Consider the following 26,542-nt stretch of genomic DNA (forward strand, 5'->3'; position numbering starts at 1 on the left):
CCGCCGGGTCTCACTCCCGTCCGAGCGCGATGGTGCCGGCGACCTCGGCGACCCGCTCGTCCTCCTCCTTGGCGAAGCGCTCGGCGTCGAGTTTCTCGGCGATCTCCTCGTCCTGGGCCATGAGCAGGTCGAGGTTGGAGTCGCCCATCTCGAAGACGCCCATGTCGACATACGCGCGCTGCAGCCGCTCGCCCCACAGGCCGATGTCCTTCACGCACGGCACGATGCGGCTGAACAGCAGTTTCCGGAAGAGCTGCAGGTACTCCGACCGCTCGCTCAGTTCCTCGGCCTCCTGGCGCGGGATGCCGAAGTCCTCCAGCACCTCGGCGCCGCGCAGCCGGTCCCGCATGAGGTAGCAGCCCTCGATGACGAACTCCTCGCGCTCGCGCAGCTCGGCGTCGGACAACTGCCGGTAGTGGTCGCGCAGCGCCATCCGCCCGAAGGCCACGTGCCGGGCCTCGTCCTGCATGACGTAGGCGAGGATCTGCTGGGGCAGCGGCTTGTCGGTGGTGTCGCGGAGCATTCCGAAGGCGGCCAGGGCCAGGCCCTCGATGAGCACCTGCATGCCGAGGTAGGGCATGTCCCACCGGGAGTCGCGCAGGGTGTCGCCGAGCAGCGCCTGGAGCGAGTCGTTGATCGGGTAGACCATGCCGACCTTCTCGCGCAGGAAGCGCGAGTAGATCTCGGCGTGCCGGGCCTCGTCCATGGTCTGGGTGGCCGAGTAGAACTTGGCGTCCAGGTCCGGGGCCGACTCCACGATGCGGGCGGCGCAGACCATCGCTCCCTGCTCGCCGTGGAGGAACTGGCTGAACTGCCAGGAGGCGTAGGCGCGGCGCAGGTCGCGCTTGTTCTGCTCGGACATCTTGTCCCAGTGGGACGTGCCGTACACGGTCAGGTTCCGGTCCGGGACGCCGAGCGGGTCGTACGGATCGACCTCGATGTCCCAGTCGATGCGGGTCACCGCGTCCCACTGCTTGTCCTTGCCCTTCTGGTACAGGGCCAGCAGCCGGTCGCGCCCGTCGTCGTAATCCCATGAGAAGCGGGCCGCTCCGGAGGCCGGGATCTCCCACAGGTGCTCCTGCGACGTCATTGGCGCCTCCCCGACTCTTGACGAGCTTGCTGACACACAGTCTCATAAGAGAATGACCGCTGGCACCCCTCTCGCAACGCGAGAAAAAGTGGCGGAGCGGCTGCTCGAAGCCTCCGCGAAGCACTCCTTCGACCCGGACACCGAGCTCGACTGGGACGCCCCCTTCGAGGACGGCGGGTGGTTCTGGCCCCCCGAGCTGGTCTCCCTGTACGACACCCCGCTGTGGAAGCACATGTCGCAGGAGCAGCGGATCGAGCTGAGCCGGCACGAAGCCGCCTCGCTGGCCTCGATCGGCATCTGGTTCGAGATCATCCTGATGCAGTTGCTGCTGCGGCACTCCTACGACCTGGACCCCACCAGCGGGCACGTGCGCTATGCCCTGACCGAGATCGCGGACGAGTGCCGCCACTCGAAGATGTTCGCGCGGCTGGTGACCCGGCTCGGCACGCCCGTCTACCGGCCGACCCGGCTGGACCACAACCTCGGCCGGGTGCTCAAGACCGTCTCCACCACACCCGGCGCGTTCACGGGCACCCTGCTGGCCGAGGAGATCCTCGACTGGATGCAGCGCCTGACCTTCCCGGACGAGCGCGTGCAGCCGCTGACCCGCGGCGTGACCCGCATCCACGTGGTCGAGGAGGCCCGGCACATCCGCTACGCCCGCGAGGAACTGCGCCGCCAGATGGCCACCGCGCCGCGCTGGGAACTGGCCTTCACCCGGGTCGCCTCCGCCGAGGCGGCCCGGGTCATCGCCCGGTCGCTGATCAGCCCGCAGGTGTACGCGTCGGTGGGACTGGACCCGCGGTACGCCGCCGAGCTGGCCCGCACCAGCCCGCACCGGCGCGACGTGATGCGGCAGGCGGCGAAGAAGCTGATGGACTTCCTGGAGGAGGTCGGCATGTTCGAGGGCCGCGGAGTACGCCGGATGTGGCGCAGCTCGGGCCTTCTCGGGTAGGACGGCGGGCGGGCCCGATACGCTGGCGTTCATGAACGGCAGTTCGACGCCGGTGCCCGCCGCCCCCGCCTACCGCCGGCTGAGCGTCGAGCAGCGCCGCACCCAGCTGCTCAGCGCCGCCGTGGACCTCTTCGGGCACCGGCGCCCCGAGGACGTCTCGATCGACGACGTGGCCGCCGCCGCGGGTGTCTCCCGCCCCCTGGTCTACCGCTACTTCCCCGGCGGGAAGCAGCAGTTGTACGAGGCCGCCATGCGCGGTGCCGCCGACGAACTGCGGGACTGCTTCGTGGAGCCCGCGGCGGGCGAGATGACCCAGCGCCTGTCGAACGCGCTGGACCGCTATCTGTCGTACGTGGACGAGCACGACGCCGCGTACTCCGCGCTGCTGCGCGGCGGCAGCGTCGCCGAGACCAGCCGCACCGGCGCCATCGTGGACGAGGTGCGGCGCAGCGCCGCCGAGCAGATCCTCGTACACCTGGGCGCCCCCCGTCCGGGTCCGCGGCTGGCGATGATGGTGCGTTCGTGGATCGCGAGCGTGGAGGCGGTGTCGCTGACCTGGATCGACGAGGGCAAGCAGCCGCCGGCCCACGAGCTGCGGCGTTGGCTGGTCGACCACTTCACGGCACTGCTGCTGGTCAGTTCCACCACCGACCAGGAGACCGCCGAGGTCGCGCTGGCCGCGCTGGGGAGGGAGAACCCGGGCGGCCCCGCCGGCGACCTGGCCCGCCGGGTCGTGCCGCTCGCACAGGCCGTCGCACATCTGCTCCCACCTGCCATTCCATGAACACGGGCCCCGTCCGAGGGCCTACGCTGACCCCGTGAGGCATGAGGACACGGAATTCGTCGGGGGGCCGCTGGACGGCCGCGTGCTGGGGGTGCTGACCGGCATCACCGGGCAGCCCCCGAAGGTGTACGAGGTGCCGGTGCCGCAACCGGACGGCGCGGCCCCGGTCGTACACGTCTACCACCGAGAACCCAGCCCGGGGACGCGCACGCAGCGCCGTACGCGGTGGGTCTTCGTCTACGACCCCGAGGGCAACCGGCCGGAGAAGCCGCGCTGGCCCTGGTCGAAGCCGGGAGCCTGAGCGCCGCGGCCCGGCTTCTCCCGGCGGGGCGTCCCGCGGCATCCGGTCCGGACCATTGACGGGATTGGTCCAGACCTGTTTGCTGCGGGTTGTCATGTGCACATCTCCTCACCCCCGAAGGAGCGGTCCCCATGAGATCCCTCGTCGCCGCGACGGCGACCCTCGCCCTCACCGCCGCCCTCGGCGGGCTGATCGCCCTCGCACCCTCCGCGCACGCGGGTGAGTTCCTGGTCAACCGCGGTTTCGAGAACGGCAACCTGACCGGCTGGAGCTGCGACGCGGGCACCACCCAGGCGGTCACCGGCCAGGCCAAGACCGGCAGTTGGGCACTGGCCGGCACCCCGGGCTCGTCCGGCACCGCGCAGTGCAAGCAGACGGTCACCGTGGCGCCGAACACCACCTACACCTACTCCACGCAGGTCAAGGGAAATTACGTCTACATCGGGGTGGACGGCGGGGCGAGCACCTGGACCCCGGGCACCGGCGGGCGTACCAGCAGCTCAGCGTGAACTTCACGACCGGGGCGAGTCAGACGAGCGCGACCGTCTACGTCCACGGCTGGTACGCCCAGCCCACGTTCTGGGCCGACGACGCCTCGCTCACCGGCCCGGGCGGTCCGGTCACCCCCACGCCCACACCGACGGACACACCGACGCCCACGCCCACACCGACGGACACACCGACGGGCCCTTCCTCCCACGCGCTGGTCGGCTATCTGCACTCCAGCTTCGCCAACGGCTCGGGCTATGTGCGCATGGCCGACGTCCCGGCGAGCTGGGACTACATCGACCTCGCCTGCGGCGAGCCGACGACGACCACCTCGGGCGACATCCGCTTCACCCGCTGCCCCGCGTCCGAGTGCCCGAACGTGGAGTCCGACGCGGACTTCAAGGCCGCGATCAAGGCGAAGCAGGCGCAGGGCAAGAAGGTGCTGATCTCCATCGGCGGCCAGAACGGCCAGGTTTCCCAGGTGGCCGTCGGCCTGCCCGCCACCTCCAACGCGGGCAACGGATGGACAACTCCGGCAGATGTCGACAAAGCACTCGACTGCCTGACCAAGCGGACCAACTGCGGTTCCTACACCCCGCACGGAACGTGGCCGAATCTGCGCGGTCTGATGACGTGGTCGATCAACTGGGACAAGTTCGACAACTGGGAATTCCAGAAGAACTTCGATACGTACTTCGGCTGACACACAGGGAACGGGTGGCTCCAATTGCCACGGAGCCACCCATTCCGGCCCGGTCACCCTGTCGCAGCCGACCCGATCATGTAAGTATCTACCGGCAGGCAGCCGGTAATACAGTCGGAGGTAAAGGGATGTCAGCAGCAAGCAGGCCCAAGGAGTGGGTGCGCAGGGCACTCGTCTGCGGGACGCTGCTGGCCGCCGCGGCCCTCGGACTGCCCGCGCAGAACGCGCAGGCGATGCCCGACGACCCGTATCCCCACGGACCGACCCTGGTCGTTCTGCTGGAACGGCTGCAGGACCTCTATCTCAGGGCCGAAGAGGCCACCGAGACCTACGACCAGGCCGAGTCGGAACTCACCGAGAACCGCGGCAAGGCCGACCGCCTGGACCGCCAGCTCGCCGAGGAGCGCACGGCGCTGGCCGACGCCCGCGCGCTGGCCGGGCAGCTCGCCCGCGAGCAGTACAAGGAGGGCGGGGTCTCCCCCTACCTCAGCCTGTTGCTGAGCGGCGACCCGCAGGACGCCTTCACCCAGGGCCACATGCTCGACCGCGCCGTCGGCAGCCAGGCGGAGCTGGTCGCCCAACTGGAGAACGGCGAGAAGCGGATCGCCGCGCTCAGCCGCGCCCAGCAGCATGCGCTGGACGGCTCGCTCCAGCTCGCGGACCAGCAGCGCGACGCCAAGGAGGAGATCGAGAAGCAGCTCGCGAGCGTCGAGCAGATCCTCGCCGGCCTGACGGGCACGCAGCTCGCCGACCTCCAGCGGCTGGAGGAGCAGGGCATCGACCGGGCCCAGGAGGAGTTCCTGAGATCGGGAAAGCTCGGCAGCCTCTCGCTCGCGCCGTCCAAGGCCGGCAACAGCGCGCTGAGCTTCGCCTACGCCCAGCTCGACAAGCCCTACGTCTGGGGCGCCGAGGGCCCGCAGGCGTACGACTGCTCGGGGCTCACCTCCCAGGCCTGGCTGCACGCGGGGACCCCCATCCCGCGCACCAGCCAGGAGCAGTGGAAGCAGCTGCCGCACATCCCGCTCAACCTGCTGCGCCCCGGCGACCTGGTGATCTTCTTCCCCGGCGCCACCCATGTGGCGATGTACATCGGCAACGGCCTGGTCATCCAGGCACCCCGCCCCGGCAGCGTCGTCAAGATCTCCCCGATCGCCGCCAACCCGATCCTCGGGGCCGTCCGCCCGGACCCCGGCCAGCCGTCGATGCAGCACTACGTCTCACCGACCGCTCCCGACTCGGCGAAGGACCGGACCTCACTGGGCGGCTTCACGGGCTCGTGACGGGCCCCCTGCGTGCGTGACCGACGCCACGGCGCATCGGACAGACCTGTCTGTTAGTTTTGCCGGGAAGGGCCCGCCGGGCCCCCGGCAGAACCAGGTGATCGGCATGCCCGCCACGGCCAGGCGCCTCCCGGCACGCGAGCGCATCCTGACGACGGCCGAGGAGTTGTTCTCGGCCCACGGGCTGCGCGGCGTGGGCATCGACCGCATCATCGCGGAGTCGGGCGTGGCCAAGTCGACGCTGTATGTGCACTTCCCCTCCAAGGACGAACTGGCCGCCGCCTATCTGCGCCGGATCGACGACTCCTGGCGGGGCAAGCTGCGCACCGCCGCGCTGGCCGCCGGCGACGAGCCCCGCGAGCAACTGGTCGGCCTGTTCGACGCGGTCGACGCGTCGTTCCGGCGGCACGGCTTCCACGGCTGCCCGTTCATCAACGCCGCCGCCGAGAGCGAGCCGGGCAGCCTGCCGAACGAGGTGACCGCCGAGCACAAGCGGACCGTCCGCGCATGGGTGCGCGACCTGGCCGAGGCGGCCGGGGCCGGCGACCCCGACGAGCTGGCCCTGCAGCTCACGCTGCTGATCGACGGCACGCTGGCGGCGGGCAAGCTGGAGCAGGACCCCGCCATGCCTGCCGCCGCCAAGGCCGCGGCACGGGCCGTGGTCGCGCTGGCCTGCCCGCCGGCCGCCTGATCCCCCACCGCCCTCGTCCCCACCGTGGACGAGGGCCCCGTCCGACCGTAAGAAAACAGACCTGTCTGTTCGATTGGAGAGATCATGCCCACGATGCGCGCGATGCTGCTGGAGCGGTTCGGCGGCCCCCTGACCCTGAGCGCACTTCCCGTCCCGGTCGCCGGTCCCGGCCAGGTGCTGGTCCGGGTCGAGGCCAGCGGGGTGAACCCGCTGGACCTCAAGATCCTGGCCGGGGAGGCCGCCCACGCCCGCGGCCGGCTGCCCGCCGTGCTGGGCCTCGACCTGGCCGGCGTGATCGAGGCCGTCGGCCCGGACGTCACCGGCTTCGCCCCGGGCGACGAGGTCTACGGGCTCACGGGCGGCGTCGGCGGCCTCCAGGGATCGCTCGCGGAGTACGCGGCCGTCGACGCCCGACTGCTGGCCCGCAGGCCCGCCGCCCTGAGCCCGCGCGAGGCCGCCGCCCTGCCGCTGGTCTTCGTCACCGCCTGGGAGGGCCTGGTGGACCGGGCGGGTGTGCGCGAGGGCCACACCGTGCTCGTGCACGGCGGCGCCGGCGGCATCGGCCATGTCGCCGTGCAGTTGGCGCGGGCCCGCGGCGCCCGGGTTTACGCCACCGGGGGGCCGCACAGCCTGGAGACGATCGCGGAACTCGGCGCCACCGCGATCGACCGCACGACGACCCCGGTCGAGGACTACGTCGCGGAGCACACCGGCGGCGAGGGCTTCGACATCGTCTACGACACGGTCGGCGGCGAGACTCTCGACGCATCCTTCACCGCTGTGCGCACCTACACGGGCCACGTGGTGAGCGCGCTGGGCTGGGGCACTCACAGCCTCGCGCCGCTGTCGTTCCGCGGCGCCACCTACTCCGGGGTCTTCACGCTGCTGCCCCTGCTCACCGGCCGGGGGCGCGAGCACCACGGCGAGATCCTGCGCGAGGCGGCGGCCCTCGCCGACGCCGGGGCCCTGCGGCCGCGGGTCGACCCCCGGCGGTTCACCCTCGCCACGGCCGCCGAGGCGCACGCCGCCCTCGAACACGGCGCCACCGCGGGCAAGATCGTGGTCGACGTCACCGGCTGACCACCCGCGTCTGCGTCGGGGGCGGGGCCCGCATCACGCCAACGGCCGCGCCCGCCACCGCAATTCGCTGGCCTCAGCGCCGCCGGCCTGCGAGTATGCACTGATGCTCATACTCAAGGATCACCTCGGCCATCTCTCCTACACCGTCGAAGGCGAGGGTTCGCCCGTCGTCCTCGTGCACGCCGGCGTCGCCGACCACCGCATGTGGGACGCGGTCGTGCCCGCCCTCGCGGAGCGGCACACCGTCATCCGGTACGACCTGCGCGGCTTCGGCGAGTCCGCACCGCCGACCGGCCCCTTCAGCGAGACCGACGACCTGCTCGCGCTCCTGGACCATCTCGGTCACGCGCGGGTCAGGGTCGTCGGCGCGTCCTGGGGTGGCCGCGTGGCCGCCGATTTCATCCTCACCCACCCGGAGCGCGTCCACTCGGTGACGCTGCTCTCCCCGCCGTGGCGGGGATACGGCTGGTCCGCGGACATGATCGCGTACGACGAGGCCGAGACGGACGCCCTGGCCGCGGGCGACCTGGACACCGCCGTCAGCGTCAACCTGGACATGTGGCTGCGCGGCCCGAAGCGCGGCTGGGAGGACGTCGCCCCGGGACTCGCCGAACAGCTCCGCGAACCGGTGCGGATCGCGCTGACGCATCAGGAGACCGTCGGGCAGCACTCCGAGGGCGGCTCGGACGCCGACCTCGCCACGATCGCCGTTCCCGCGCTGGTCGGAGTCGGGCGCCTGGACGTCGCCGACTTCCAGGACATCGCCCGCCGGTACGCCGACGCGATCCCCGGCGCGGACTTCGTCGAGTTCCCCGCGGCGGCCCACCTCATCGCGCTGGACTCGCCCACCGAACTCCTCGCGGCGCTCGTCCCGTTCCTCGCCCGCTGACCGGCGCCGGGCAGCTTCCCGCCGGCGCCGGCGGCCCGTGGGCCCCGGCGGCCAGGACCGCTCAGACGCCCACGACCGAGTCCAGATACGCGGCGGTCCGATCCGGCTCGTAGAAGTACGACTCGTAGTCGGAGGGATCGTCGAAGCCGTTGGCGAAGCGGTCGGCCACCGCGGGGAACTGGCCCGCCGCACCGATCAGGCCGAGGACGTGCTCCGGCGGCGGGCCGAGGAGGGCGTTGGTCCACTTGGTGACCGGCTCCGCGGTGGCCCAGAAGCGGGCGAAGGCGGACTCCATCCACGCCCGGTCGAAGGGCTGGTCCGCCCGCTCGACGATCGCCGCGAGGTAGGCGGCGGCGCACTTGGAGGCGCTGTTCGAACCCTGGCCCGTGATGGGGTCGTTGGCGACCACGACGTCCGCGACACCGAGGACGAGGCCGCCCGAGGGCAGTTCGGCGACCGGCCGGCGGACGACCGGGGCGAAGCGGCCGGCCAGGGTGCCGCCGGCGTCGGTCAACTCGACGCCGCGGGCCCGGTCGTACTCCCACGGGAGGTGGCGCTTCATCAGGTCGAGCGTGATGCGCAGGTGTTCCGCGGGGTCCTTCACACCGCCGAAGACATCGAGCGGGCCGCCGGGCAGGCCCTCCCAGAACAGGATGTCGCAGGGGCCCGAGGTGGTCAGCGCCGGGATGACGATCAGCTCGCCGGCTCCCGGGACCATGTTGAGCCGCACCGCGTGGACGTCCGGGTGCTCCGGCCGCGGGCCGAGGCCGTGCACATAGGCGACGGCCAGCGCGCGCTGGGGGCTGTCGTACGGGGAACGGGCGGCGTCCCGGCCGAACAGCGACACGAGTTCGCCCTTGCCGGCCGCGACCAGCACCAGGTCGTAGGCGCGGGAGAAGTAGTCCAGGTCGCCGACGGTGACACCGTGGACGACCAGCTTGCCGCCGCGCTCCCCGAAGGTCTCCAGCCAGCCGGCCATCTTCACGCGCTGGTCGACGGACTGGGCGTACGCGTCGAGCCGGCCGAGCCAGTCGATCGGACGGGATCCGTCGGGGGCGGCGACCGAGAGGCCCAGGCCCCCGATCCGCGGGGCCTGGTCCTCCCAGAAGTCGAGCCCGAGGTCACGCTCGTGGCCGAGGGCCGTGTCGAACATGCACTGGGTGGACATGACACGCCCTTCGCGTATCTCGTCCGCCGTGCGGTTGGACATGACGGTGACCTCGTACCCCTGGGACTGCAGCCCCAGGGCCAGCTGGAGGCCGGACTGCCCGGCCCCCACGATCAGTATTCTGCGCAAGACGGCACGCTTTCTCGTACGGTGCTGCTGAGTTGGGTGAGGTGTCGGGGAACCGCCGCAGGACTGCTAGTCCGGGTGGGTGACCAGGGCCTGCTTGACCAGGGCCAGCAGCACCTGGATCACCGTCGGGCGGTCTCGGGCGTCGCAGATCAGCACGGGGATCTCGTCCGGTACGGCCAGCGCCTCACGGACGTCGATCTCGTCGTAGGCGGTCGTGCCCTCGAAGTGGTTGACCGCCACCGCGTACGGCAGGCCGCTGCTCTCGAAGTAGTCCAGCGCCGGGAAGGCGTCCGCCAGCCGCCGGGTGTCGGCCAGCACGACCGCGCCGATCGCACCCCGCACCAGGTCGTCCCACATGAACCAGAACCGCTGCTGGCCGGGCGTGCCGAACAGGTACAGCACCAGTTCCTTGTCGAGCGTGATCCGGCCGAAGTCCATCGCCACCGTGGTCGTGGTCTTGTCCGGGGTCGAGCCGAGGTCGTCGATGTCCTCACTGGCCCGGGTCATCACCGCCTCGGTGGTGAGCGGGGTGATCTCCGAGACCGCACCGACGAAGGTGGTCTTGCCGACGCCGAAGCCGCCCGCCACGACGATCTTGGTCGAGGTGGGCGCGCGGCTGACGTCCAGTTGCCAGTCCTGCAGGCCCTCTTCCTCCGCCACCGACGTCACCTCAGAGCCTGCGAAGTCCACCTAGCACCCTCTCCAGCAGCGCGCGATCGGGGGTGCCGGGCCCGTGCCCGGTCCCGTACACACGGATCCTTCCCTGATCGGCCAAATCACTGAGCAGCACGCGGACGACGCCCAGCGGCATGCGCAGCAGCGCGGAGATCTCGGCGACCGACCGCATCCGGCGGCACAGTTCGACGATGGCCCGCATCTCCGGCATCACGCGCTCCGCCCAGCCCCCGGAGGTCAGCTCCAGGCGCTGCTGCGCACCGTCGATCGTGGCCACGAAGGTCTCGACGAGCAGCACGTGCCCGAAGGACGTCCGGCCACCGGTCAGCGCGTACGGGCGCACCCGGGCCGCGCGGCGGCCCGCGCCCCGCACCGGCAGCGCCGCGGCATGGCGCGCCATCAGCGGGCTCCTTCGATCGCCTGCCGCAACTCCGTGCGGAGCTGCGGGGTGAGCGCATGGCCGGCCCGGCCGACGAACAGGGCCATGTGGTAGGCCACGACACTCATGTCGCACTCGGTGTCCGCGTGGACGCCCAGCAGCGAGCCGTCGCTGATCGACATCACGAAGACACTGCCGTTCTCCATCGCGACCGCCGTCTGCCGGACCCCGCCGCCCTCCATCAGGCGCGCGGCGCCGTCCGTGAGCGACGCGATGCCGGAGACCACCGTCGCCAGGTCAGCGAACGTGCCGGCCGGGCCCTTGGGCCGTCCGGTGGCGTCATCGCCGTCGGCGAACCGCTCCGGTGCGTCCGCCGCGTCCGCGGGTCCGGCCCCGTCCTGGGGTTCCTCGGATTCGGAGTTCAGCAGCAGCAGTCCGTCCGAGGAGACGACGGCCACGGAGCGGACGCCCGGCACATCGTCCACGAAATTGCGCAACAGCCACTGGAGGTTGCGTGCCTCGTGACTCAGGTCCCGCTCGCTCTGGGTGTCCGTTCTGGCCGACATCAACCGCGTGCCTCCTCGACGCCTTCGGCTTCGACTTGTTGTGGTCCCCCCGAGCTGACTTTCTCTTCCGCTGTTTCCGTCGTCCCCTCGGGCGCGACCGTGTCGCGCCGGATCTCACGTGTCTCGGACTCCGCGTCCGCCCGCCCCTCGCGCAGGCCCTGGGCGAAGCCGCCGAGCTTGCGCCGCAGTTCCTCCGGGTCCACCGCCTTCCCCTGGCGGGCGTCACGGATCTGGGGCTCGCCCGACAGGCCGGTGGCGCGCGGTACCCGCTGCGGCAGTCCCTTGGCGGTCAACGAGTTCTCGTTCGTGCCGGGTTCGGTGGCCGCTGCGGGCGCGGGCGCGGGCAGCGGCTGGTCGGCGCGGGCGTGCTCGATCGCCTCGAGCCGGGTGTCCTGCGCCTGCGCGGCGGGCTCCCCCGCGTCCCCGGCGGCCGCCGGCGCCGTCGTAGCGGCCGGCATGGCGTCCCGCTCCTCGCGCGGGGCCGGCAGCGGGGCGGACCGGGGCCGGACGGCACGGGGCTGCCACGGCTCCCCGGCGACCGCGGCCTCGACCGGGCTCTGCGGGCCCTCCGGGTCCTCCCCGGGCGCCGTGACCGAGGCGGGGACGACCACGACCGCGGTCGTCCCGCCGCGCTTGGCGTCGCGCAACTGGACCCGGATGCCGTGCCGGGCGGCGAGCCGGGCTATCACGTACACGCCCATGCCGGTGGTCTCGGAGGCCGGCGCGGCCGGGTCGGCCTGCGCCAGCAGGGCGTTGAGCTCCGCCAGCCGGGCGGCCGGGACACCGATGCCCTCGTCCTCGACCGACAGCATCAGCTCGCCGCTCTCCAGCATCCAGCCGGACAGCTGCACCTCGGTGTCCGGCGGCGAGAACGTGGTGGCGTTCTCCAGCAGTTCGGCCACGAGGTGGCTCAGGTCGTCCGAGGCGAACCCGGCGATCCGGCCGGCGGGCAGCTGCTGGATGCGGACCCGCTCGTACTTCTCGATCTCGGAGACCGCGGCGCGCGCCACGTCCACCAGCGGGACCGGCCTGGGGTTCGCGTGGCCGTGCTCGGTGCCCGCGAGCAGCAGCAGGTTCTCGCTGTTGCGGCGCATACGGGTGGCCAGGTGGTCCAGGCGGAACAGCTGGGCGAGCTCGTCCGGGTCGTGGACCAGCTCCTCCAGCTTCTCGATGAGCGTGAGCTGCCGCTCGACCAGGCCGAGCGTGCGCAGGGTGAGATTCACATAGGTGGCGCTGACGCTGCCGCGCAGGGTGGCGAGTTCCGCGGTCAGTGCCTCCTGCCGGCCGCGCAGCAGGTCGCGTTCCGCGGCGAGCGCGTCGCGCACGCCCTGCACCCGCGTGTGCTCGGCGTCCTGTGCGGCGACCCGTTCCCGCAGGCCCGCGGTCTCCGCCCGCAGCGCGTTGACGGCGCGGGCCACCGCCGCGAACTCGTCCGAGCCGACGGCCCTGACCTGTTCGTCGGCCGGGACGTCGCCGCGCGCGAAGCGGTTGAGGGCGGCGACGGGACGCGTGATCGAGCGGGCGGTGGAGACGCAGGTGCCGAGCACCAGCAGGAAGCAGACGCCGGCCAGCGCGGCGTGCAGTTCGAGGCCGGTGACGTCGTCGGTGCGCAGCGCGGCGAGGTGGTCGGCGGAGGCCGCGGCGAGCGAGGACTCGACCCCGCGCATCAGGTCGATCCGCGCGGAGAGCGCGGACTGCACGGAGGAGGACTTGAGCGCCTGGTCGGTGGCGGAGAGCGAGCCCGCGTCCAGCAGCCACTTCAGCTGCCGGTCGGCGGTGGCGACGTCGGACCCGGTGACGGTCTGCTCGTACTGCTCGACGGCTGCGGACGACGCGGCGGCGCGGAAGTCGTCGAGCGCGGTGCGTTCCCCCAGTGCCGCGGTCTGCGCGGCGGCGACCGGCTCGGCCTGGGGGCCGCCCGCGGCGAGCGCGCCGACCAGCAGGCCGCGCTGGAAGGAGGCGTGGTCGACGGCGCGCGCGAGGAAGGGCAGCGCGGTGGTGTCGGCGGAGGCGCCGCGGGCGGGCAGCGACCGGGCGACGGCCGCGCCCAGGCCGTTCAGGGCGTCGATGGGCGGCTGGTAGGCCATGACCGCGGCGACGGCACCGCCGTCCCCGGAGAGCGCCTTCCGCCGGATCGCGGGCAGTTCGCCGAGCCGGTGGTCCGCCTCGGTGAGCGCTGCGGCGAAGGCCGGGGCGTCGGTGGTGTCGGCGTCCGCGGCGGCCGCGAGCAGCTCCGCGACCTGCCGGTCGACGCGCTCCCGCTCGGTGCCCGAGACATCCGTGCCGCCCGCGGTGGACCGGCCGGTGGCGACGAGCACCGCCGTGTCGTCGCGCTCGTCGGCCAGCACGTGGCCGAGGGAGACCGCCTGCGCCTGAAGCCGGGCCATGCCGAGCAGTCGCTGGGACTCCGCGAGGTCCCGTACAGCGGTTGCCACCCCCGGCGCGGAGCCGGCCAGAACGGTGACGGCGCAGATCAGCAGAGCACCGAGCAGTCTCTGCCGCACGCGCTTGGTCCGCGGGTTACGTCGTGTTCGCACCGGTGCTCGCTATCCCGTCTGCCTGGTCCAGTTGTCCCGAGATGACGACACATCGGCCGAGCGCCGAGCACGGCAACGTCTGGCCTCTTCCCGGCATCGTCCCGACCATCTCAGGTCGACCCGGAATGCAGATGTGCGTCCCTCACCTCGACACCCGAACGAGTGAATCGCAAGGACAAGTTGACGTTCAACTCCCCCGCGGGATCGCCGCTCGCACCTTCACCGGCGGCGGCGGCGGGGAACTGGCGTCCTCCCCGCGGGCCTGGCAGGATGCGCGCCTTCACGGCCCGGGTCCCGTGGCGGACCCCCGCCGGGGTTCGAACAGGCCGCGCGAACGGGTGCCGCACACTGAACGCATGCGCGTCGAGACGGCCACCGAGCCCGGCACCCCCGATCGCCCGAACGAGGACTTCGCGGCGATCGCCATGCCCGCATCAGGTGGCGGCGGTTCACTGGTCCTGCTGGACGGTGTCACCCCGCCCGACGGCCCCACCGGATGTCGCCACTCGGTGCCCTGGTACGTCTCCGAGCTGGGCGGTTCCATGATCGAACTGTCCGTTTCGCCCTCGGCGCCGCCCCTGGCGGAGTGTCTCGCGCAGGCCATCGCACGGACCGCCGACACGCACCGCGCCACCTGTGACCTTTATCACCCTCGCACCCCCCAGTCCACGGTTGTGGCGGTCCGGTGGAATGCGGACAGCGTGGAGCATCTGGTCCTATCCGACTCGGAGTTGCTCATCGAGGACGCGGCCGGCGCGGTGGACGCCGTCCTCGACGACCGCCTGGACCGGCTGCCCGATCCGGTGCCCGCCCGGCGCGCCGCCGTGCGGGCGCTGTCACGCGGCAGCGCGGAGCGCGCGCGGGCCGCGGCGGTCTACGTCGAGGCCGTCGAGTCCCTCCGCAATGCCGAGGGCGGCTTCTTCACGGCCGCCGCGGACCCAGGGGTGGCGGCCCGCGCCGTCACGGGTGTGCGGCCGCGGTCGTCGGTGCGCGCGATCGCCGCCCTCACCGACGGAGCGACCCGCCTCGCCGACGTCTTCGGCGAGACCGACCGGGTCGGGCTGGTCGCCCTGCTGCGCAAGGCCGGACCCGGCGAACTCATCCGCCGGGTCCGCACGGCGGAGTCGGCCGACCCGGACGGCACGCACTTCCCGCGCGGCAAGCCGAGCGACGACGCGACCGCGGTGTACGTCGAGCTCTCGGCATGAGGCGTCGGAACGGCGGCGCACCCACCGCACGAGGCGGGGCGCAGCGCTCACGCCCCGCCCCGAGGGGCCACGCAGAGGCGTGGGGAACCGCGCGACCGGCCACCGGCTGACCGCACCGGACACACCGGGCGCCCCGCGGAGCGCTCAGGAGCCTTCCTGCGAGTCGTTGAGCTGGCCGAGCAGCCGGGCCAGTTCGGACAGTTCGCCGCGGTCCCAGCCGCGCAGCCGGCTGACGTAGCGGGCCCGCCGCGCGAGCCGTACGCGGGCGAAGCGGGCGTCGCCCTCCTCGGTCAGATGGACGAGGAAGGCCCGGCCGTCCGCCGGGTCCGGTTCGCGGAGGATCAGCCCGAGTTCCTCCAGGGCGCGCAGCTGGCGGCTCATCGTCGCCTTGCCGACCCCGAAGTACCCGGCCAGGACGGTCGCCCGCTGCGGGCCGGTCTCGGCGAGCCGCGCCAGCAGCCCGTACGCGGCGGGTTCGAGTTCGGGGTGGACCTCGCGGGCCATCTCGCCCTGCGAGGCCCTGGCCCGCCGGAGCAGCAGGGTCAGTTCGCGCTCGAGCGCCTCCATCACTGGGTCGGCACCTCCGTGGGGCCCGGCCGTGTCGGCCACGCGGTCACCCGCTTTCAGGACGGAAACTTCTGTTCAGGTGCCGCCGTGTGTGCAGCGCCCCCAGTATTTCGCAGACGTGGATCAACGACGTGACCAGGGGCACATCCGTTGCCGGTGTCACTCGTCCGCCGGGCGCCCCGGCCCCGCGCACGCGGGAGCGGCCCCTCCTCGGGCACATGGGAGGGGCCGCTCTCTGTCTTTCACCCGGCCGGGGCCTGACTCACGCCGCGACTGAGGCCTCCAGGCCGGAGTCCGCGCCGGTGACGGCGGGCTCCAGGGCGAGCTTGAGCACGTGCCGGACGTCCGAGACCGCGTGGACCTCCAGCTTCTCCAGGACCTCGGCGGGGACGTCGTCCAGGTCCGCCTCGTTCCGCTTGGGGATCACGACGGTGGTGATCCCGGCCCGGTGCGCGGCCAGCAGCTTCTGCTTGACACCGCCGATGGGCAGTACGCGCCCGGTCAGCGACACCTCGCCGGTCATCGCCACGTCGGTGCGGACCCGGCGCCCCGACAGGAGCGAGGCCAGCGCGGTGGTCATGGTGACGCCCGCGCTCGGACCGTCCTTGGGAACCGCGCCCGCGGGGACGTGGATGTGGACGCCGCGCTCCTTCAGGTCGCCGACCGGCAGCTCCAGTTCGGCGCCGTGCGAACGCAGGAAGGAGAGCGCGATCTGCGCGGACTCCTTCATCACCTCGCCCAGCTGGCCGGTGAGCTGCAGTCCGCTGCCGCCGGTCTCCGGGTCGGCCAGCGACGCCTCGATGTAGAGGACGTCACCGCCCGCGCCGGTCACCGCCAGGCCCGTGGACACGCCCGGCACCGCCGTGCGCCGCTCCTGCGGGTCCTGCGCCGACTCCGGCACATGGTGCGGCCGCCCGATGAGGTCCCGCAGGTCTTCCGGGGTCACGGTGAACGGCAGCTCGCGCTCGCCGAGCTCGTGCTCGGCCGCGACCTTCCGCAGGATGCGGGCGATCGACCGCTCCAGGGTGCGCACGCCGGCCTCGCGGGTGTACTCCCCGGCCAGCCTGCGCAGCGCCGCGTCGTCGACGGCGACCTCGTCCTCGCCGAGCCCGGCCAGCTCTCGCTGGCGCGGCAGCAGGTGGTCACGGGCGATGACGACCTTCTCGTCCTCGGTGTAGCCGTCCAGCCGCACCAGTTCCATACGGTCCAGCAGCGGCTCCGGGATGGCCTCCAGGACGTTGGCGGTGGCGAGGAACACCACGTCGCTCAGGTCCAGTTCGACCTCCAGGTAGTGGTCCCGGAAGGTGTGGTTCTGGGCCGGGTCCAGGACCTCCAGCAGGGCCGCGGCCGGGTCGCCGCGGTAGTCGGAGCCCACCTTGTCGATCTCGTCCAGCAGGACCACCGGGTTCATCGACCCGGCCTCCTTGATGGCTCGGACGAGCCGGCCGGGCAGCGCGCCTACGTAGGTGCGCCGGTGGCCGCGGATCTCCGCCTCGTCGCGGACGCCGCCGAGCGCGACGCGCACGAACTTCCGTCCCATGGCGCGGGCCACGGACTCGCCGAGCGAGGTCTTGCCGACGCCGGGCGGGCCCACCAGGGCCAGCACCGCACCTCCGCGACGGCCGCCGACGACCCCGAGACCCCGGTCGGTGCGCCGCTTGCGCACGGCCAGGTACTCGGTGATGCGCTCCTTCACGTCCTCCAGGCCCGCGTGGTCGGCGTCCAGCACCGCCCGCGCGCCGGGGATGTCGTAGGCGTCCTGGGTCGTGGTGTTCCACGGCAGCTCCAGGACGGTGTCGAGCCAGGTGCGGATCCAGCTGCCCTCGGGGGACGCGTCGCTGGACCGCTCCAGCTTCTCGACCTCCTTCATGGCGGCCTCGCGCACCTTCTCGGGCAGGTCGGCGGCCTCGACGCGGGAACGGTAGTCGTCCGCCTCGTCCTCGGGGTCGCCGTTCAGCTCGGCCAGTTCCTTGCGGACGGCCTGGAGCTGCTGCCGCAGCAGGAACTCGCGCTGCTGCTTCTCCATGCCCTCCTGGACGTCCTTGCGGATGGTCTCCGCGACGTCCTGCTCGGCAAGGTGGTCGCGCAGCCACTGCGTGGCCAGCTTCAGCCGGGCGACCGGGTCCACGGTCTCCAGCAGCTCGACGCGCTGCTTGGTGGTGAGGAAGCCGGAGTAGCCGGCGTTGTCGGCCAGCTGCGAGACGTCGTCGATCTGCTGGACGCGGTCCACGATCTGCCAGGCACCGCGCTTGCGCAGCCAGCTGGTGGCCAGTGCCTTGTACTCCTTGACGAGCTCCGCGACGGTGCCGGGCGCCTCGGCGGGCACGGGCTCGGCGAGCTCGGTCCCCTCCACCCACAGGGCGGCGCCGGGTCCGGTCGTGCCGGCGCCGATGCGCACACGGCTGACGCCGCGGATCACGGCCCCGGGATCGCCGTCCGACAGCCGTCCCACCTGCTCGACGGTGCCCAGCGTGCCCACTCCCGCGTAGTCGCCGTCCACCCGGGGAACGAGCAGGACCCGCGGCTTGTTGCCGACACCGGGCAGACCGGACCGCTGTGCGGCCTGGGCCGCCTCGACCGCGGCGCGCGCCTCGGCGTCGGTGAGGTCCACGGGCACCACCATGCCCGGCAGGACCACCGCGTCGTCGAGCGGCAGCACGGGCAGGGTGAGCGGCGCGAACGCCGACGAAGACGATTGAGCCATTATCTCTCCCTAAGCAATCAAGTTGAGCTACACCGGCTCAATGCTTCTGATGCCCCAGGTGTTCCCCGAGCCGTGTTCGCTCTGAGCGATCGGCCGTTGACCGGCCGCTGATGACGCTGCGCTCATGCACGCGAGCGAAGAGGGACGACCCGGCACCTTCCTGATGGACACCTCCGACGGCCGCTCCGAGCGGCTGCTGGTCGACGCGGCCCCGGCGGCCCTGCCCGCGGACCGGGCGGACCTGTCGGTGCTGATCGGGGGTCTGGGTGTGGGCTTCTCCCTTGCCCAGCGCGGCGCGGGAGCCGCGCTGGGCGCGGATCACGGTGGCCGAGCGCGAGCGCGCGGTCGTCGAGTGGCACCTCGCCGGGCCCCTGGCACCGTTCTCCGAGCACGCGCTGGACGGTCCGCGGGTGGCGGTGCTGGAGGGCGACCTGGTGGCGTATCTGCGGGAGTCGGACGCGACCCACGACGCCCTGTGCCTGGGCATCGACAACGGACCCGACTGGACGGTCACCGAGGACAACCGCGGGCTGAACGGCCCTGAGGGCCTGGCGGCCTGCCGGGCGCGGCTCACACCCGGCGGCGCACTGACAGTATGGTCGGCCAAGCCGTCCGCCGCGTTCGAGGACGCACTGCGGACTGCGGGGTTCACGCAGGTCCAGACGGTGGAGACCCCCGCGAACCGGGGCGTTCCAGATGTCGTGCACCTGGCAACCGCACCCGCATAGCCGCGATACCGTCGTGCCCCGTACGCTGCTGCGCAACGCAAACGACCATGGGGGACCGCACATGGACACCACTCAGCCGACTCCGGGCGACGCCGCAGCGGTCGCGGCCACCCCCGGCGCACAGCGCCGGGTTCTGGTGGTCGAGGACGACGCGACGATCGCCGACGCCATCGCCGTACGCCTGCGGGCCGAGGGCTTCCAGGTCCGCACCGCCGGCGACGGGCCGGCCGCGGTGGAGGCCGCCGCCGCCTGGCAGCCCGATCTGCTGGTGCTCGACGTCATGCTGCCCGGCTACGACGGCCTGGAGGTCTGCCGCCGCGTGCAGGCCGCACGGCCCGTACCGGTGCTGATGCTCACCGCGCGCGACGACGAGACCGACATGCTGGTCGGCCTCGGCGTGGGCGCCGACGACTACATGACCAAGCCGTTCTCGCTGCGCGAGCTCGTCGCCCGCGTGCACGTCCTGCTGCGCCGCGTGGAGCGGGCCACCATCGCCGCCCGCGACCCGCGCGGCGCCAACATGCAGCTCGGCGACCTGGAGATCGACAACGCCCAGCGGCGGGTCCGGGTCCGCGGCGCGGACGTGCACCTGACGCCCACCGAGTTCGACCTGCTGGTGTGCCTGGCGCAGCAGCCGCGCGCCGTGCTCTCCCGCGAGCAGCTGCTCGCGGAGGTCTGGGACTGGGCGGACGCCTCGGGCACCCGGACCGTCGACAGCCACGTCAAGGCCCTGCGGCGGAAGATCGGCGCGGAGCGCATCCGTACCGTGCACGGCGTCGGCTACGCCCTCGAGACGCCCACGCCGTGAGCCCCTACAGCGCGCCACCCCCGCCGAGCCTGCGGGACCGTGTGTGGACCGCGCTGCGGCCGTGGGACCCGTTCCGGTCCATCAAGGCGGCGCTGCAGTTCCTGGTGATCGCCTCCGTGGCGATCACCACATTCCTCATCTATGTGGCGATGCACTCGGCGACCGAGATCAGGATCATCACGATCTTCTCGATCATCGCCTCTCTGCTCATCTCCCAGCTGGTCGCCCACGGGCTGACCGCGCCGCTGCGGGAGATGACCTCGGTCGCCATCGGCATGGCACGCGGCGACTACAGCCGCCGGGTCACCGCCTCCCGCCGCGACGAGGCCGGCGAGCTGGCCGACGCCTTCAACCGCATGGCCGCCGACTTGGAGGCCGTCGACCGGCACCGCAAGGAGCTGGTGGCGAATGTCTCACATGAGCTGCGCACACCGATCGCGGCACTGCGGGCGGTCCTGGAGAACGTCGTCGACGGTGTCTCCGAGGCCGATCCGGAGACCATGCGCACCGCGCTGCAGCAGGCCGAGCGGCTGAGCCTGCTCGTCGCCCACCTACTGGACCTGTCCCGCCTGGACAGCGGCATCGTGCCGCTGGACGCCAAGCGCTTCGAGGTGTGGCCGTACCTGTCGGCCGTGATCAAGACCGCGAGCCTGGGGCTCCAGGACGGCGGGCCGGGCGCCCGGGCGCGCAAGGACGTCCATCTGCACCTGGACGTCTCGCCGCCGGAGCTCACCGCGTACGCGGACGCGGAGCGGCTGCACCAGGTGGTCGCCAACCTGGTCGACAACGCCGTCAAGCACAGCCCGCCCAGCGGCCGGGTCACCATCCGCGCCCGGCGCGGCTCCGGCCCCGGCAGCCTGGACCTGGAGGTGCTGGACGAGGGCCCCGGCATTCCCGAGGCGGAGCGCACCCGGGTCTTCGAGCGCTTCAACCGCGGCACCGCGGGCCCCGGCGACGGCGGTACGGGACTGGGGCTGGCCATCGCCCGCTGGGCGGTGGACCTGCACGGCGGCGACATCAAGGTGGCCGAGTCCCCGCGCGGCTGCCGGATACGGGTCACGCTCCCGGGTTCCGCCCCGGTACCGGTCTGACGTGCGGTCTGACGTGCGCGGTCCGGCCGGGCCGCTCGCTGCGCCCGGCCAGAGGCTGTCGATTCGGGACCTCTTTCCCGCCAAACTCCGCGCCGAAACCGCCCTTTCGATGTGACTTAGGCGACGACTGGCCCCCGGGCCTGCATGAACCGGTCCAATAGGCGTAGCCTTTATTCCCGCTGTCCATCACCTTGTGAAGCGGAAGAGGGCGGTTACCGCCGTGTCGCCACAGTCCCCCAATAGCTCGAGTTCCCCCAGCCTCCGGCCGGGCGGTACCCCCAGGTCCGAAACCGACGGGCAGGGCCAGGACCCTGCCGCCGGATTCGGGCCGAACGAGTGGCTTGTCGATGAGATCTACCAGCAGTACCTCCAGGACCCGAACTCGGTGGACCGAGCCTGGTGGGACTTCTTCGCCGACTACAAGCCGGGAGCGGATACGGGTTCCGCGGTCGCCACGGGCCGTCCTCAGACGCCCCCCGCAGCAGCTCCGGCCGCTCCACCGGCCACCAACGGTGCCGGTGCCGCCGCGCCCGCCCCGGCAGCTCCGGCTCCGGCAGCTCCGGCTCCCGCGGCCCCGGCTCCCGCGGCTCCCGCGGCTCCGGCTCCCGCGGCTCCCGCGGCTCCGGCTCCCGCGCCGGTGAAGCCGGCCGCGGCCGCCCCTGCCCCGCCCGCACCGGCCCCGCCCGCACCGGCTCCGGCCGCCGCCGCGGCTCCCGCCCCGGTGAAGCCCGCCGCCGCGAAGCCCACCCCGGCGCAGCAGCCGACCCCGGCCCCCAAGGCCGCGGCCGCCGAGGGCGCCGCGGGTCCCGAGTTCGTGACGCTGCGCGGTCCGTCCGCGGCCGTGGCGAAGAACATGCACGCCTCGCTGGAGGTGCCCACGGCCACGTCCGTGCGCGCCATCCCGGTGAAGCTGCTGTTCGACAACCGCATCGTCATCAACAACCACCTCAAGCGCGCCCGCGGCGGCAAGGTCTCCTTCACGCACATCATCGGCTACGCCATGGTGCAGGCGCTGAAGATCATGCCCGCGATGAACTGGTCGTTCGCCGAGAAGGACGGCAAGCCGACGCTGGTCAAGCCCGAGCACGTCAACCTGGGCCTGGCCATCGACCTGGTCAAGCCCAACGGCGACCGCCAGCTCGTCGTCGCGGCGATCAAGCAGGCCGAGACCCTGAACTTCTTCGAGTTCTGGCAGGCCTACGAGGACATCGTCCGCCGCGCCCGCGTGGGCAAGCTGACCATGGACGACTTCACCGGCGTCACGGTCTCCCTGACCAACCCCGGCGGCATCGGCACCGTCCACTCGGTGCCGCGGCTCATGCCCGGGCAGTCGGTGATCCTCGGCGTCGGCTCGATGGACTACCCGGCCGAGTTCCAGGGCACCTCCCAGGACACCCTGAACAAGCTGGGCATCGCCAAGGTCATGACGCTGACCAGCACCTACGACCACCGGGTCATCCAGGGTGCCGCGTCCGGCGAGTTCCTGCGGATCATGAACCAGCTGCTGCTGGGCGAGAACAACTTCTTCGACGACATCTTCGAGGCGCTGCGCATCCCCTACGAGCCGGTCCGCTGGCTCAAGGACATCGACGCCAGCCACGACGACGACGTCACCAAGGCCGCCCGCGTCTTCGAGCTGATCCACTCCTACCGGGTCCGCGGCCACGTCATGGCCGACACCGACCCGCTGGAGTACAAGCAGCGCAAGCACCCCGACCTCGACATCACCGAGCACGGGCTCACCCTGTGGGACCTGGAGCGCGAGTTCGCGGTCGGCGGCTTCGCCGGCAAGTCCCTGATGAAGCTGCGCGACATCCTCGGCGTGCTGCGCGACTCGTACTGCCGCACCGTGGGCATCGAGTTCATGCACATCCAGGACCCGCTGCAGCGCAAGTGGATCCAGGACCGCGTCGAGCGCGCGCACACCAAGCCCGAGCGCGACGAGCAGCTGCGCATCCTGCGCCGGCTCAACGCCGCCGAGGCCTTCGAGACGTTCCTGCAGACCAAGTACGTCGGCCAGAAGCGCTTCTCGCTGGAGGGCGGCGAGTCCGTCATCCCGCTGCTCGACGCCGTCATCGACGCGGCCGCCGAGTCGCGCCTGGACGAGGTCGTCGTCGGCATGGCCCACCGCGGCCGGCTGAACGTGCTGGCCAACATCGTCGGCAAGTCGTACGCGCAGATCTTCCGCGAGTTCGAGGGCAACCTCGACCCGAAGTCGATGCACGGCTCCGGCGACGTGAAGTACCACCTGGGCGCCCAGGGCACCTTCACGGGTCTGGACGGCGAGCAGATCAAGGTGTCGCTGGCCGCCAACCCCTCGCACCTGGAGGCGGTCGACCCGATCGTCGAGGGCATCGCCCGTGCCAAGCAGGACGTCATCGGCAAGGGCGGCACCGACTTCACCGTCATGCCGGTCGTCCTCCACGGCGACGCGGCCTTCGCCGGCCAGGGCGTGGTGGCGGAGACCCTCAACATGTCGCAGCTGCGCGGCTACCGCACCGGCGGCACCGTGCACGTGGTGATCAACAACCAGGTCGGCTTCACCGCCGCCCCGGAGTCCTCGCGCTCGTCGATGTACAGCACCGACGTCGCGCGCATGATCGAGGCGCCGATCTTCCACGTCAACGGCGACGACCCGGAGGCCGTGGTCCGCGTCGCGCGGCTCGCCTTCGAGTTCCGCCAGGCGTTCAACAAGGACGTCGTCATCGACCTCATCTGCTACCGCCGCCGCGGTCACAACGAGGCCGACAACCCGTCCTTCACCCAGCCGCTGATGTACGACCTGATCGACAAGAAGCGCTCGGTGCGCAAGCTCTACACCGAGTCCCTGATCGGCCGCGGCGACATCACCCTGGAAGAGGCCGAGCAGGCCCTGCAGGACTACCAGGGCCAGCTGGAGAAGGTCTTCACCGAGGTCCGCGAGGCCACCGCGCCCGTCGTCTCGCAGCAGGAGCAGGACGCGCCCGCCGGACCGGAGTTCCCGGTCCCGGTCGCGACCGCGATCAGCCAGGAGTCCGTCAAGCGGATCGCGGCCTCGCAGGTCAACATCCCCGACCGGATCACCGTCCACCCGCGTCTGCTGCCGCAGTTGCAGCGCCGGGCGGCCATGGTCGAGGACGGCACCATCGACTGGGCCATGGGCGAGACCCTCGCCATCGGCTCCCTGCTGATGGAGGGCACCCCGGTCCGGCTCGCCGGCCAGGACTCCCGCCGCGGCACCTTCGGCCAGCGGCACGCCGTCCTGGTGGACCGGGAGACCGGCGAGGACTACACCCCGCTGCTCTACCTCTCCGAAGACCAGGCGCGTTACAACATCTACGACTCGCTGCTCAGCGAGTACGCGGCGATGGGCTTCGAGTACGGCTACTCGCTCGCCCGCCCGGACGCGCTCGTCGCCTGGGAGGCCCAGTTCGGTGACTTCGTCAACGGCGCGCAGACCGTCGTCGACGAGTTCATCTCCTCCGCCGAGCAGAAGTGGGGCCAGACCTCCGGCGTCACCCTGCTCCTCCCGCACGGCTACGAGGGCCAGGGCCCGGACCACTCGTCCGCGCGCATCGAGCGCTTCCTCCAGCTGTGCGGGCAGAACAACATGACGGTCGCGGTCCCGACCACCCCGGCGAACTACTTCCACCTCCTGCGGTGGCAGGTCCACAACCCGCACCACAAGCCGCTCATCGTCTTCACCCCGAAGTCGATGCTGCGTCTGAAGGCGGCGACCTCGACGACCGAGGAGTTCACCTCCGGTCAGTTCCAGCCGGTCATCGGCGACTCCGCCGTCAGGCCGGAAGAGGTCCGCAAGGTCGTCTTCTGCTCCGGCAAGGTCTACTACGACCTCGTCGCCGAGCGGGAGAAGCGCGGTGCCTTCGACACCGCCCTCATCCGCATCGAGCGTCTCTACCCGCTCCCGGGCCTGGAGATCCAGGCCGCCCTGGCCCCGTTCACCAAGGCCCAGAAGTACGTCTGGGCCCAGGACGAGCCGGCCAACCAGGGTGCCTGGCCCTTCATCGCCCTCAACCTCATCGACCACCTCGACCTGGTGCTCGGCGCGGCCCCCGACAACGCCGACCGGCTGCGTCGCGTCTCGCGCCCGTCCTCCTCCTCGCCGGCGGTCGGCTCCGCCAAGCGCCACCAGCAGGAGCAGGAGCAGCTGGTGCACGAGGTCTACGAGCTCTGAGTCCACGGGCCGCAAGGCCCGAGGCGCACAGCGGCACAGCGCGAGGGGCCCCGTACTCACCGAGTGCGGGGCCCCTCGCGTGCCGAAGCGCCCGCCCCCCGGACGGGTGCCCCGGTACGCGAGGTGCGCCGCTGTGGGACCCATTGCACGGGAGAGTCCCGATTCCGCCTATCCTGACCGGGCGAAACATCCATCAGCGTCAACCGAGTTCGACTGAGTTCGACCGAGTTCTCCGGAGCACCCCTTGTACTTCACCGACCGCGGCATCGAGGAGCTGGACAACCGCCGGGGCGAGGAGGAGGTGACCTTCGCGTGGCTCGCCGAGCGGCTGCGTGAGTTCGTCGACCTCAACCCCGAGTTCGAGATCCCCGTGGAACGGCTGGCCACCTGGCTCGCCCGCCTGGACGACGACGAGGACGAATGACCGGCGGGGGTCCACAGGCCCCCCGCGCACTCGCGTGCTCGCCTCCCGGGCATGACGCGGCACACCGGTAGCCCTGGGCAACCGGTCCTCACATGCCCCGGCCGGGCGGGGACTCGGCGCCGCGGGACGCGCGAGGATGCTTGACTTCACCGTCACGCGATATATCGTGTCTATCGAGAGACGCGATATGTTGCGTTGTCGGTGTCGGCGCGGCACCCGCGCCCGGCGACCCCGAGGAGGGGCGGAATGAGCGGAACACCCGGCACACGGGAGTGGAAGGTCACGGAGCCGCACAAGCTGGTCTTCGACGGAACCGTCGACACCTTGCACGTGCGCATCGTCAACGGCGCGGTCAACGTCGTCGGCGTCGACGAGGGCCCGGCGCGGCTGGAGGTCGGCGAGCTGGAGGGGCCGCCGCTGATCGTGACGCGCGAGGGCGGCACCCTCACCGTCTCCTACGAGGACCTGCCGTGGAAGGGCCTGCTCAAGTGGCTCGACCGCAAGGGCTGGCAGCGGCACGCCGTGGTCTCGCTCGCGGTGCCGCAGCGCACCCAGGTCTCGGTCGGGGTCGTCGGCGCCAGCGCGGTCGTCTCGGGGATCTCCGACCGCACGGCGGTCCGCGGGGTCAACGGCGACATCACGCTCGTCGGGCAGGCCGGCCCGGTGACGGCCGAGACGGTGGCCGGGAACGTCGAGGCCCAGGCGGTCTCGGGCGATCTGCGGGTGAACACCGTCTCCGGGGACCTCACCGTGGTCGAGGGCAGCGGCAGCCACGTCAAGGCCGACTCCGTGAGCGGCAACATGGTGCTCGACCTGGACCCGCGCAGCGGCTCCGAGGTCCGCCTCACCTCGGTCTCCGGCGAGATCGCCATCCGCATCCCCGACCCGGCCGACGCCGAGGTGGACGCCAACACCACCAGCGGCCACGTCTCCTGCGCCTTCGACGAGCTGCGGGTCAGCGGCCAGTGGGGCGCCAAGCGGATCTCCGGCCGGATGGGGACGGGGGGCACCCGTCTGAAGGCGACCACCGTCTCGGGCGCGATCGCCCTGCTGCGCCGGCCGGCCTCCCCGGACAGCGGGTACGGCGCGGACCAGGCGGATCCGTTCCGGAAGGGTGTCTGA

General features: G+C 72.0%; 21 protein-coding genes and 2 pseudogenes. 15 read left to right on the forward strand and 8 right to left on the reverse strand.

What is annotated here, in order from left to right; translation table 11 throughout:
- Positions 1-10: 10 nt before the first annotated feature.
- Positions 11-1,090: a ferritin-like domain-containing protein gene (locus RV983_RS12930; protein ID WP_475985937.1), complete on the reverse strand. Its 1,080-nt coding sequence runs from the start codon at positions 1,088-1,090 to the stop codon at positions 11-13.
- Positions 1,091-1,142: 52 nt separating this feature from the next.
- Between RV983_RS12930 and RV983_RS12935 the strand changes: the two genes are divergently transcribed.
- From RV983_RS12935 to RV983_RS12970, 8 genes and pseudogenes are all read left to right on the forward strand, one after another.
- Entirely contained in the window at positions 1,143-2,045 is a 903-nt protein-coding gene (locus RV983_RS12935; protein WP_475985938.1) for an AurF N-oxygenase family protein, read from the forward strand.
- A gap of 31 nt (positions 2,046-2,076) precedes the next feature.
- Entirely contained in the window at positions 2,077-2,829 is a 753-nt protein-coding gene (locus tag RV983_RS12940; protein ID WP_475985939.1) for a TetR/AcrR family transcriptional regulator, read from the forward strand.
- 34 nt (positions 2,830-2,863) lie between these two features.
- Positions 2,864-3,130, forward strand: coding sequence for a hypothetical protein (locus tag RV983_RS12945; protein ID WP_475985940.1), 267 nt, complete (start codon positions 2,864-2,866; stop codon positions 3,128-3,130).
- A 131-nt stretch (positions 3,131-3,261) separates the two neighbouring features.
- Positions 3,262-4,322, forward strand: a pseudogene (locus tag RV983_RS12950) (carbohydrate binding domain-containing protein).
- 128 nt (positions 4,323-4,450) lie between these two features.
- A complete protein-coding gene (locus RV983_RS12955) occupies positions 4,451-5,602 on the forward strand; it encodes a C40 family peptidase (RefSeq protein WP_475985941.1) in 1,152 nt (383 codons plus the stop codon).
- A 106-nt stretch (positions 5,603-5,708) separates the two neighbouring features.
- Positions 5,709-6,293, forward strand: a complete 585-nt coding sequence (locus RV983_RS12960; RefSeq protein WP_475985942.1) for a TetR/AcrR family transcriptional regulator — start codon at positions 5,709-5,711, stop codon at positions 6,291-6,293.
- Between the two features lie 84 nt (positions 6,294-6,377).
- Positions 6,378-7,373 (forward strand): zinc-dependent alcohol dehydrogenase family protein, encoded by a 996-nt coding sequence (locus RV983_RS12965; protein WP_475985943.1) that lies wholly within the window; start codon positions 6,378-6,380, stop codon positions 7,371-7,373.
- A gap of 103 nt (positions 7,374-7,476) precedes the next feature.
- Positions 7,477-8,262: an alpha/beta fold hydrolase gene (locus RV983_RS12970; RefSeq protein WP_475985944.1), complete on the forward strand. Its 786-nt coding sequence runs from the start codon at positions 7,477-7,479 to the stop codon at positions 8,260-8,262.
- A gap of 61 nt (positions 8,263-8,323) precedes the next feature.
- Here the strand turns inward: RV983_RS12970 and RV983_RS12975 are convergent, their stop codons facing one another.
- The 5 genes from RV983_RS12975 to RV983_RS12995 form a co-directional block, all read right to left on the reverse strand.
- On the reverse strand, positions 8,324-9,559 hold the full coding sequence (locus RV983_RS12975; RefSeq protein WP_475985945.1) for a styrene monooxygenase/indole monooxygenase family protein: 1,236 nt from the start codon (positions 9,557-9,559) through the stop codon (positions 8,324-8,326).
- A gap of 66 nt (positions 9,560-9,625) precedes the next feature.
- Positions 9,626-10,228 (reverse strand): GTP-binding protein, encoded by a 603-nt coding sequence (locus tag RV983_RS12980; protein ID WP_475990305.1) that lies wholly within the window; start codon positions 10,226-10,228, stop codon positions 9,626-9,628.
- A 1-nt stretch (position 10,229) separates the two neighbouring features.
- Entirely contained in the window at positions 10,230-10,634 is a 405-nt protein-coding gene (locus tag RV983_RS12985; protein WP_475985946.1) for a DUF742 domain-containing protein, read from the reverse strand.
- Positions 10,634-11,179, reverse strand: coding sequence for a roadblock/LC7 domain-containing protein (locus tag RV983_RS12990; RefSeq protein ID WP_475985947.1), 546 nt, complete (start codon positions 11,177-11,179; stop codon positions 10,634-10,636). Before RV983_RS12990 ends, RV983_RS12985 begins: the two co-directional genes overlap by 1 nt.
- The gene (locus RV983_RS12995; protein ID WP_475985948.1) at positions 11,179-13,716 is read right to left on the reverse strand and encodes a sensor histidine kinase; all 2,538 of its coding nucleotides are present in this window, start codon (positions 13,714-13,716) and stop codon (positions 11,179-11,181) included. The genes RV983_RS12990 and RV983_RS12995 overlap by 1 nt, the downstream gene beginning before the upstream one ends.
- Positions 13,717-14,072: 356 nt before the next feature.
- On the opposite strand from RV983_RS12995, the gene RV983_RS13000 reads away from it, so the two are divergent.
- Positions 14,073-14,924, forward strand: coding sequence for a hypothetical protein (locus RV983_RS13000; protein ID WP_475985949.1), 852 nt, complete (start codon positions 14,073-14,075; stop codon positions 14,922-14,924).
- Between the two features lie 144 nt (positions 14,925-15,068).
- On the opposite strand, the gene RV983_RS13005 is transcribed toward RV983_RS13000, so the two are convergent.
- Together RV983_RS13005 and lon are read right to left on the reverse strand one after the other, a co-directional pair.
- Entirely contained in the window at positions 15,069-15,491 is a 423-nt protein-coding gene (locus tag RV983_RS13005; RefSeq protein WP_475985950.1) for a MarR family winged helix-turn-helix transcriptional regulator, read from the reverse strand.
- A gap of 262 nt (positions 15,492-15,753) precedes the next feature.
- Complete coding sequence (lon, locus tag RV983_RS13010; RefSeq protein ID WP_475985951.1) at positions 15,754-18,195, reverse strand: endopeptidase La; 2,442 nt, start codon at positions 18,193-18,195, stop codon at positions 15,754-15,756.
- A 124-nt stretch (positions 18,196-18,319) separates the two neighbouring features.
- Between lon and RV983_RS13015 the strand changes: the two are divergent.
- From RV983_RS13015 to RV983_RS13040, 6 genes and pseudogenes are all read left to right on the forward strand, one after another.
- Positions 18,320-18,923, forward strand: a pseudogene (locus RV983_RS13015) (polyamine aminopropyltransferase).
- Positions 18,924-18,984: 61 nt separating this feature from the next.
- Positions 18,985-19,731, forward strand: coding sequence for a response regulator transcription factor (locus tag RV983_RS13020; protein ID WP_475985952.1), 747 nt, complete (start codon positions 18,985-18,987; stop codon positions 19,729-19,731).
- Positions 19,728-20,822, forward strand: a complete 1,095-nt coding sequence (locus tag RV983_RS13025; RefSeq protein WP_475985953.1) for a HAMP domain-containing sensor histidine kinase — start codon at positions 19,728-19,730, stop codon at positions 20,820-20,822. Before RV983_RS13020 ends, RV983_RS13025 begins: the two co-directional genes overlap by 4 nt.
- A 220-nt stretch (positions 20,823-21,042) precedes the next feature.
- Complete coding sequence (locus RV983_RS13030; RefSeq protein WP_475985954.1) at positions 21,043-24,996, forward strand: multifunctional oxoglutarate decarboxylase/oxoglutarate dehydrogenase thiamine pyrophosphate-binding subunit/dihydrolipoyllysine-residue succinyltransferase subunit; 3,954 nt, start codon at positions 21,043-21,045, stop codon at positions 24,994-24,996.
- Positions 24,997-25,240: 244 nt separating this feature from the next.
- Positions 25,241-25,420 (forward strand): DUF6104 family protein, encoded by a 180-nt coding sequence (locus RV983_RS13035; protein ID WP_475985955.1) that lies wholly within the window; start codon positions 25,241-25,243, stop codon positions 25,418-25,420.
- A 246-nt stretch (positions 25,421-25,666) separates the two neighbouring features.
- Positions 25,667-26,542 (forward strand): DUF4097 family beta strand repeat-containing protein, encoded by an 876-nt coding sequence (locus tag RV983_RS13040; RefSeq protein WP_475985956.1) that lies wholly within the window; start codon positions 25,667-25,669, stop codon positions 26,540-26,542.

Source organism: Streptomyces sp. RLA123 (assembly GCF_056270165.1).

What these genes read in the sequence shown, in the direction of transcription:
- RV983_RS12930 (WP_475985937.1), bottom strand. Translation starts at nt 1,090, where the DNA reads ATGACGTCGCAGGAGCACCTGTGGGAGATCCCGGCCTCCGGAGCGGCC.
- RV983_RS12935 (WP_475985938.1), top strand. Translation starts at nt 1,143, where the DNA reads ATGACCGCTGGCACCCCTCTCGCAACGCGAGAAAAAGTGGCGGAGCGG.
- RV983_RS12940 (WP_475985939.1), top strand. Translation starts at nt 2,077, where the DNA reads ATGAACGGCAGTTCGACGCCGGTGCCCGCCGCCCCCGCCTACCGCCGG.
- RV983_RS12955 (WP_475985941.1), top strand. Translation starts at nt 4,451, where the DNA reads ATGTCAGCAGCAAGCAGGCCCAAGGAGTGGGTGCGCAGGGCACTCGTC.
- RV983_RS12960 (WP_475985942.1), top strand. Translation starts at nt 5,709, where the DNA reads ATGCCCGCCACGGCCAGGCGCCTCCCGGCACGCGAGCGCATCCTGACG.
- RV983_RS12965 (WP_475985943.1), top strand. Translation starts at nt 6,378, where the DNA reads ATGCCCACGATGCGCGCGATGCTGCTGGAGCGGTTCGGCGGCCCCCTG.
- RV983_RS12970 (WP_475985944.1), top strand. Translation starts at nt 7,477, where the DNA reads ATGCTCATACTCAAGGATCACCTCGGCCATCTCTCCTACACCGTCGAA.
- RV983_RS12985 (WP_475985946.1), bottom strand. Translation starts at nt 10,634, where the DNA reads ATGGCGCGCCATGCCGCGGCGCTGCCGGTGCGGGGCGCGGGCCGCCGC.
- RV983_RS12990 (WP_475985947.1), bottom strand. Translation starts at nt 11,179, where the DNA reads ATGTCGGCCAGAACGGACACCCAGAGCGAGCGGGACCTGAGTCACGAG.
- RV983_RS13000 (WP_475985949.1), top strand. Translation starts at nt 14,073, where the DNA reads ATGCGCGTCGAGACGGCCACCGAGCCCGGCACCCCCGATCGCCCGAAC.
- RV983_RS13005 (WP_475985950.1), bottom strand. Translation starts at nt 15,491, where the DNA reads ATGGAGGCGCTCGAGCGCGAACTGACCCTGCTGCTCCGGCGGGCCAGG.
- lon (WP_475985951.1), bottom strand. Translation starts at nt 18,195, where the DNA reads ATGGCTCAATCGTCTTCGTCGGCGTTCGCGCCGCTCACCCTGCCCGTG.
- RV983_RS13020 (WP_475985952.1), top strand. Translation starts at nt 18,985, where the DNA reads ATGGACACCACTCAGCCGACTCCGGGCGACGCCGCAGCGGTCGCGGCC.
- RV983_RS13040 (WP_475985956.1), top strand. Translation starts at nt 25,667, where the DNA reads ATGAGCGGAACACCCGGCACACGGGAGTGGAAGGTCACGGAGCCGCAC.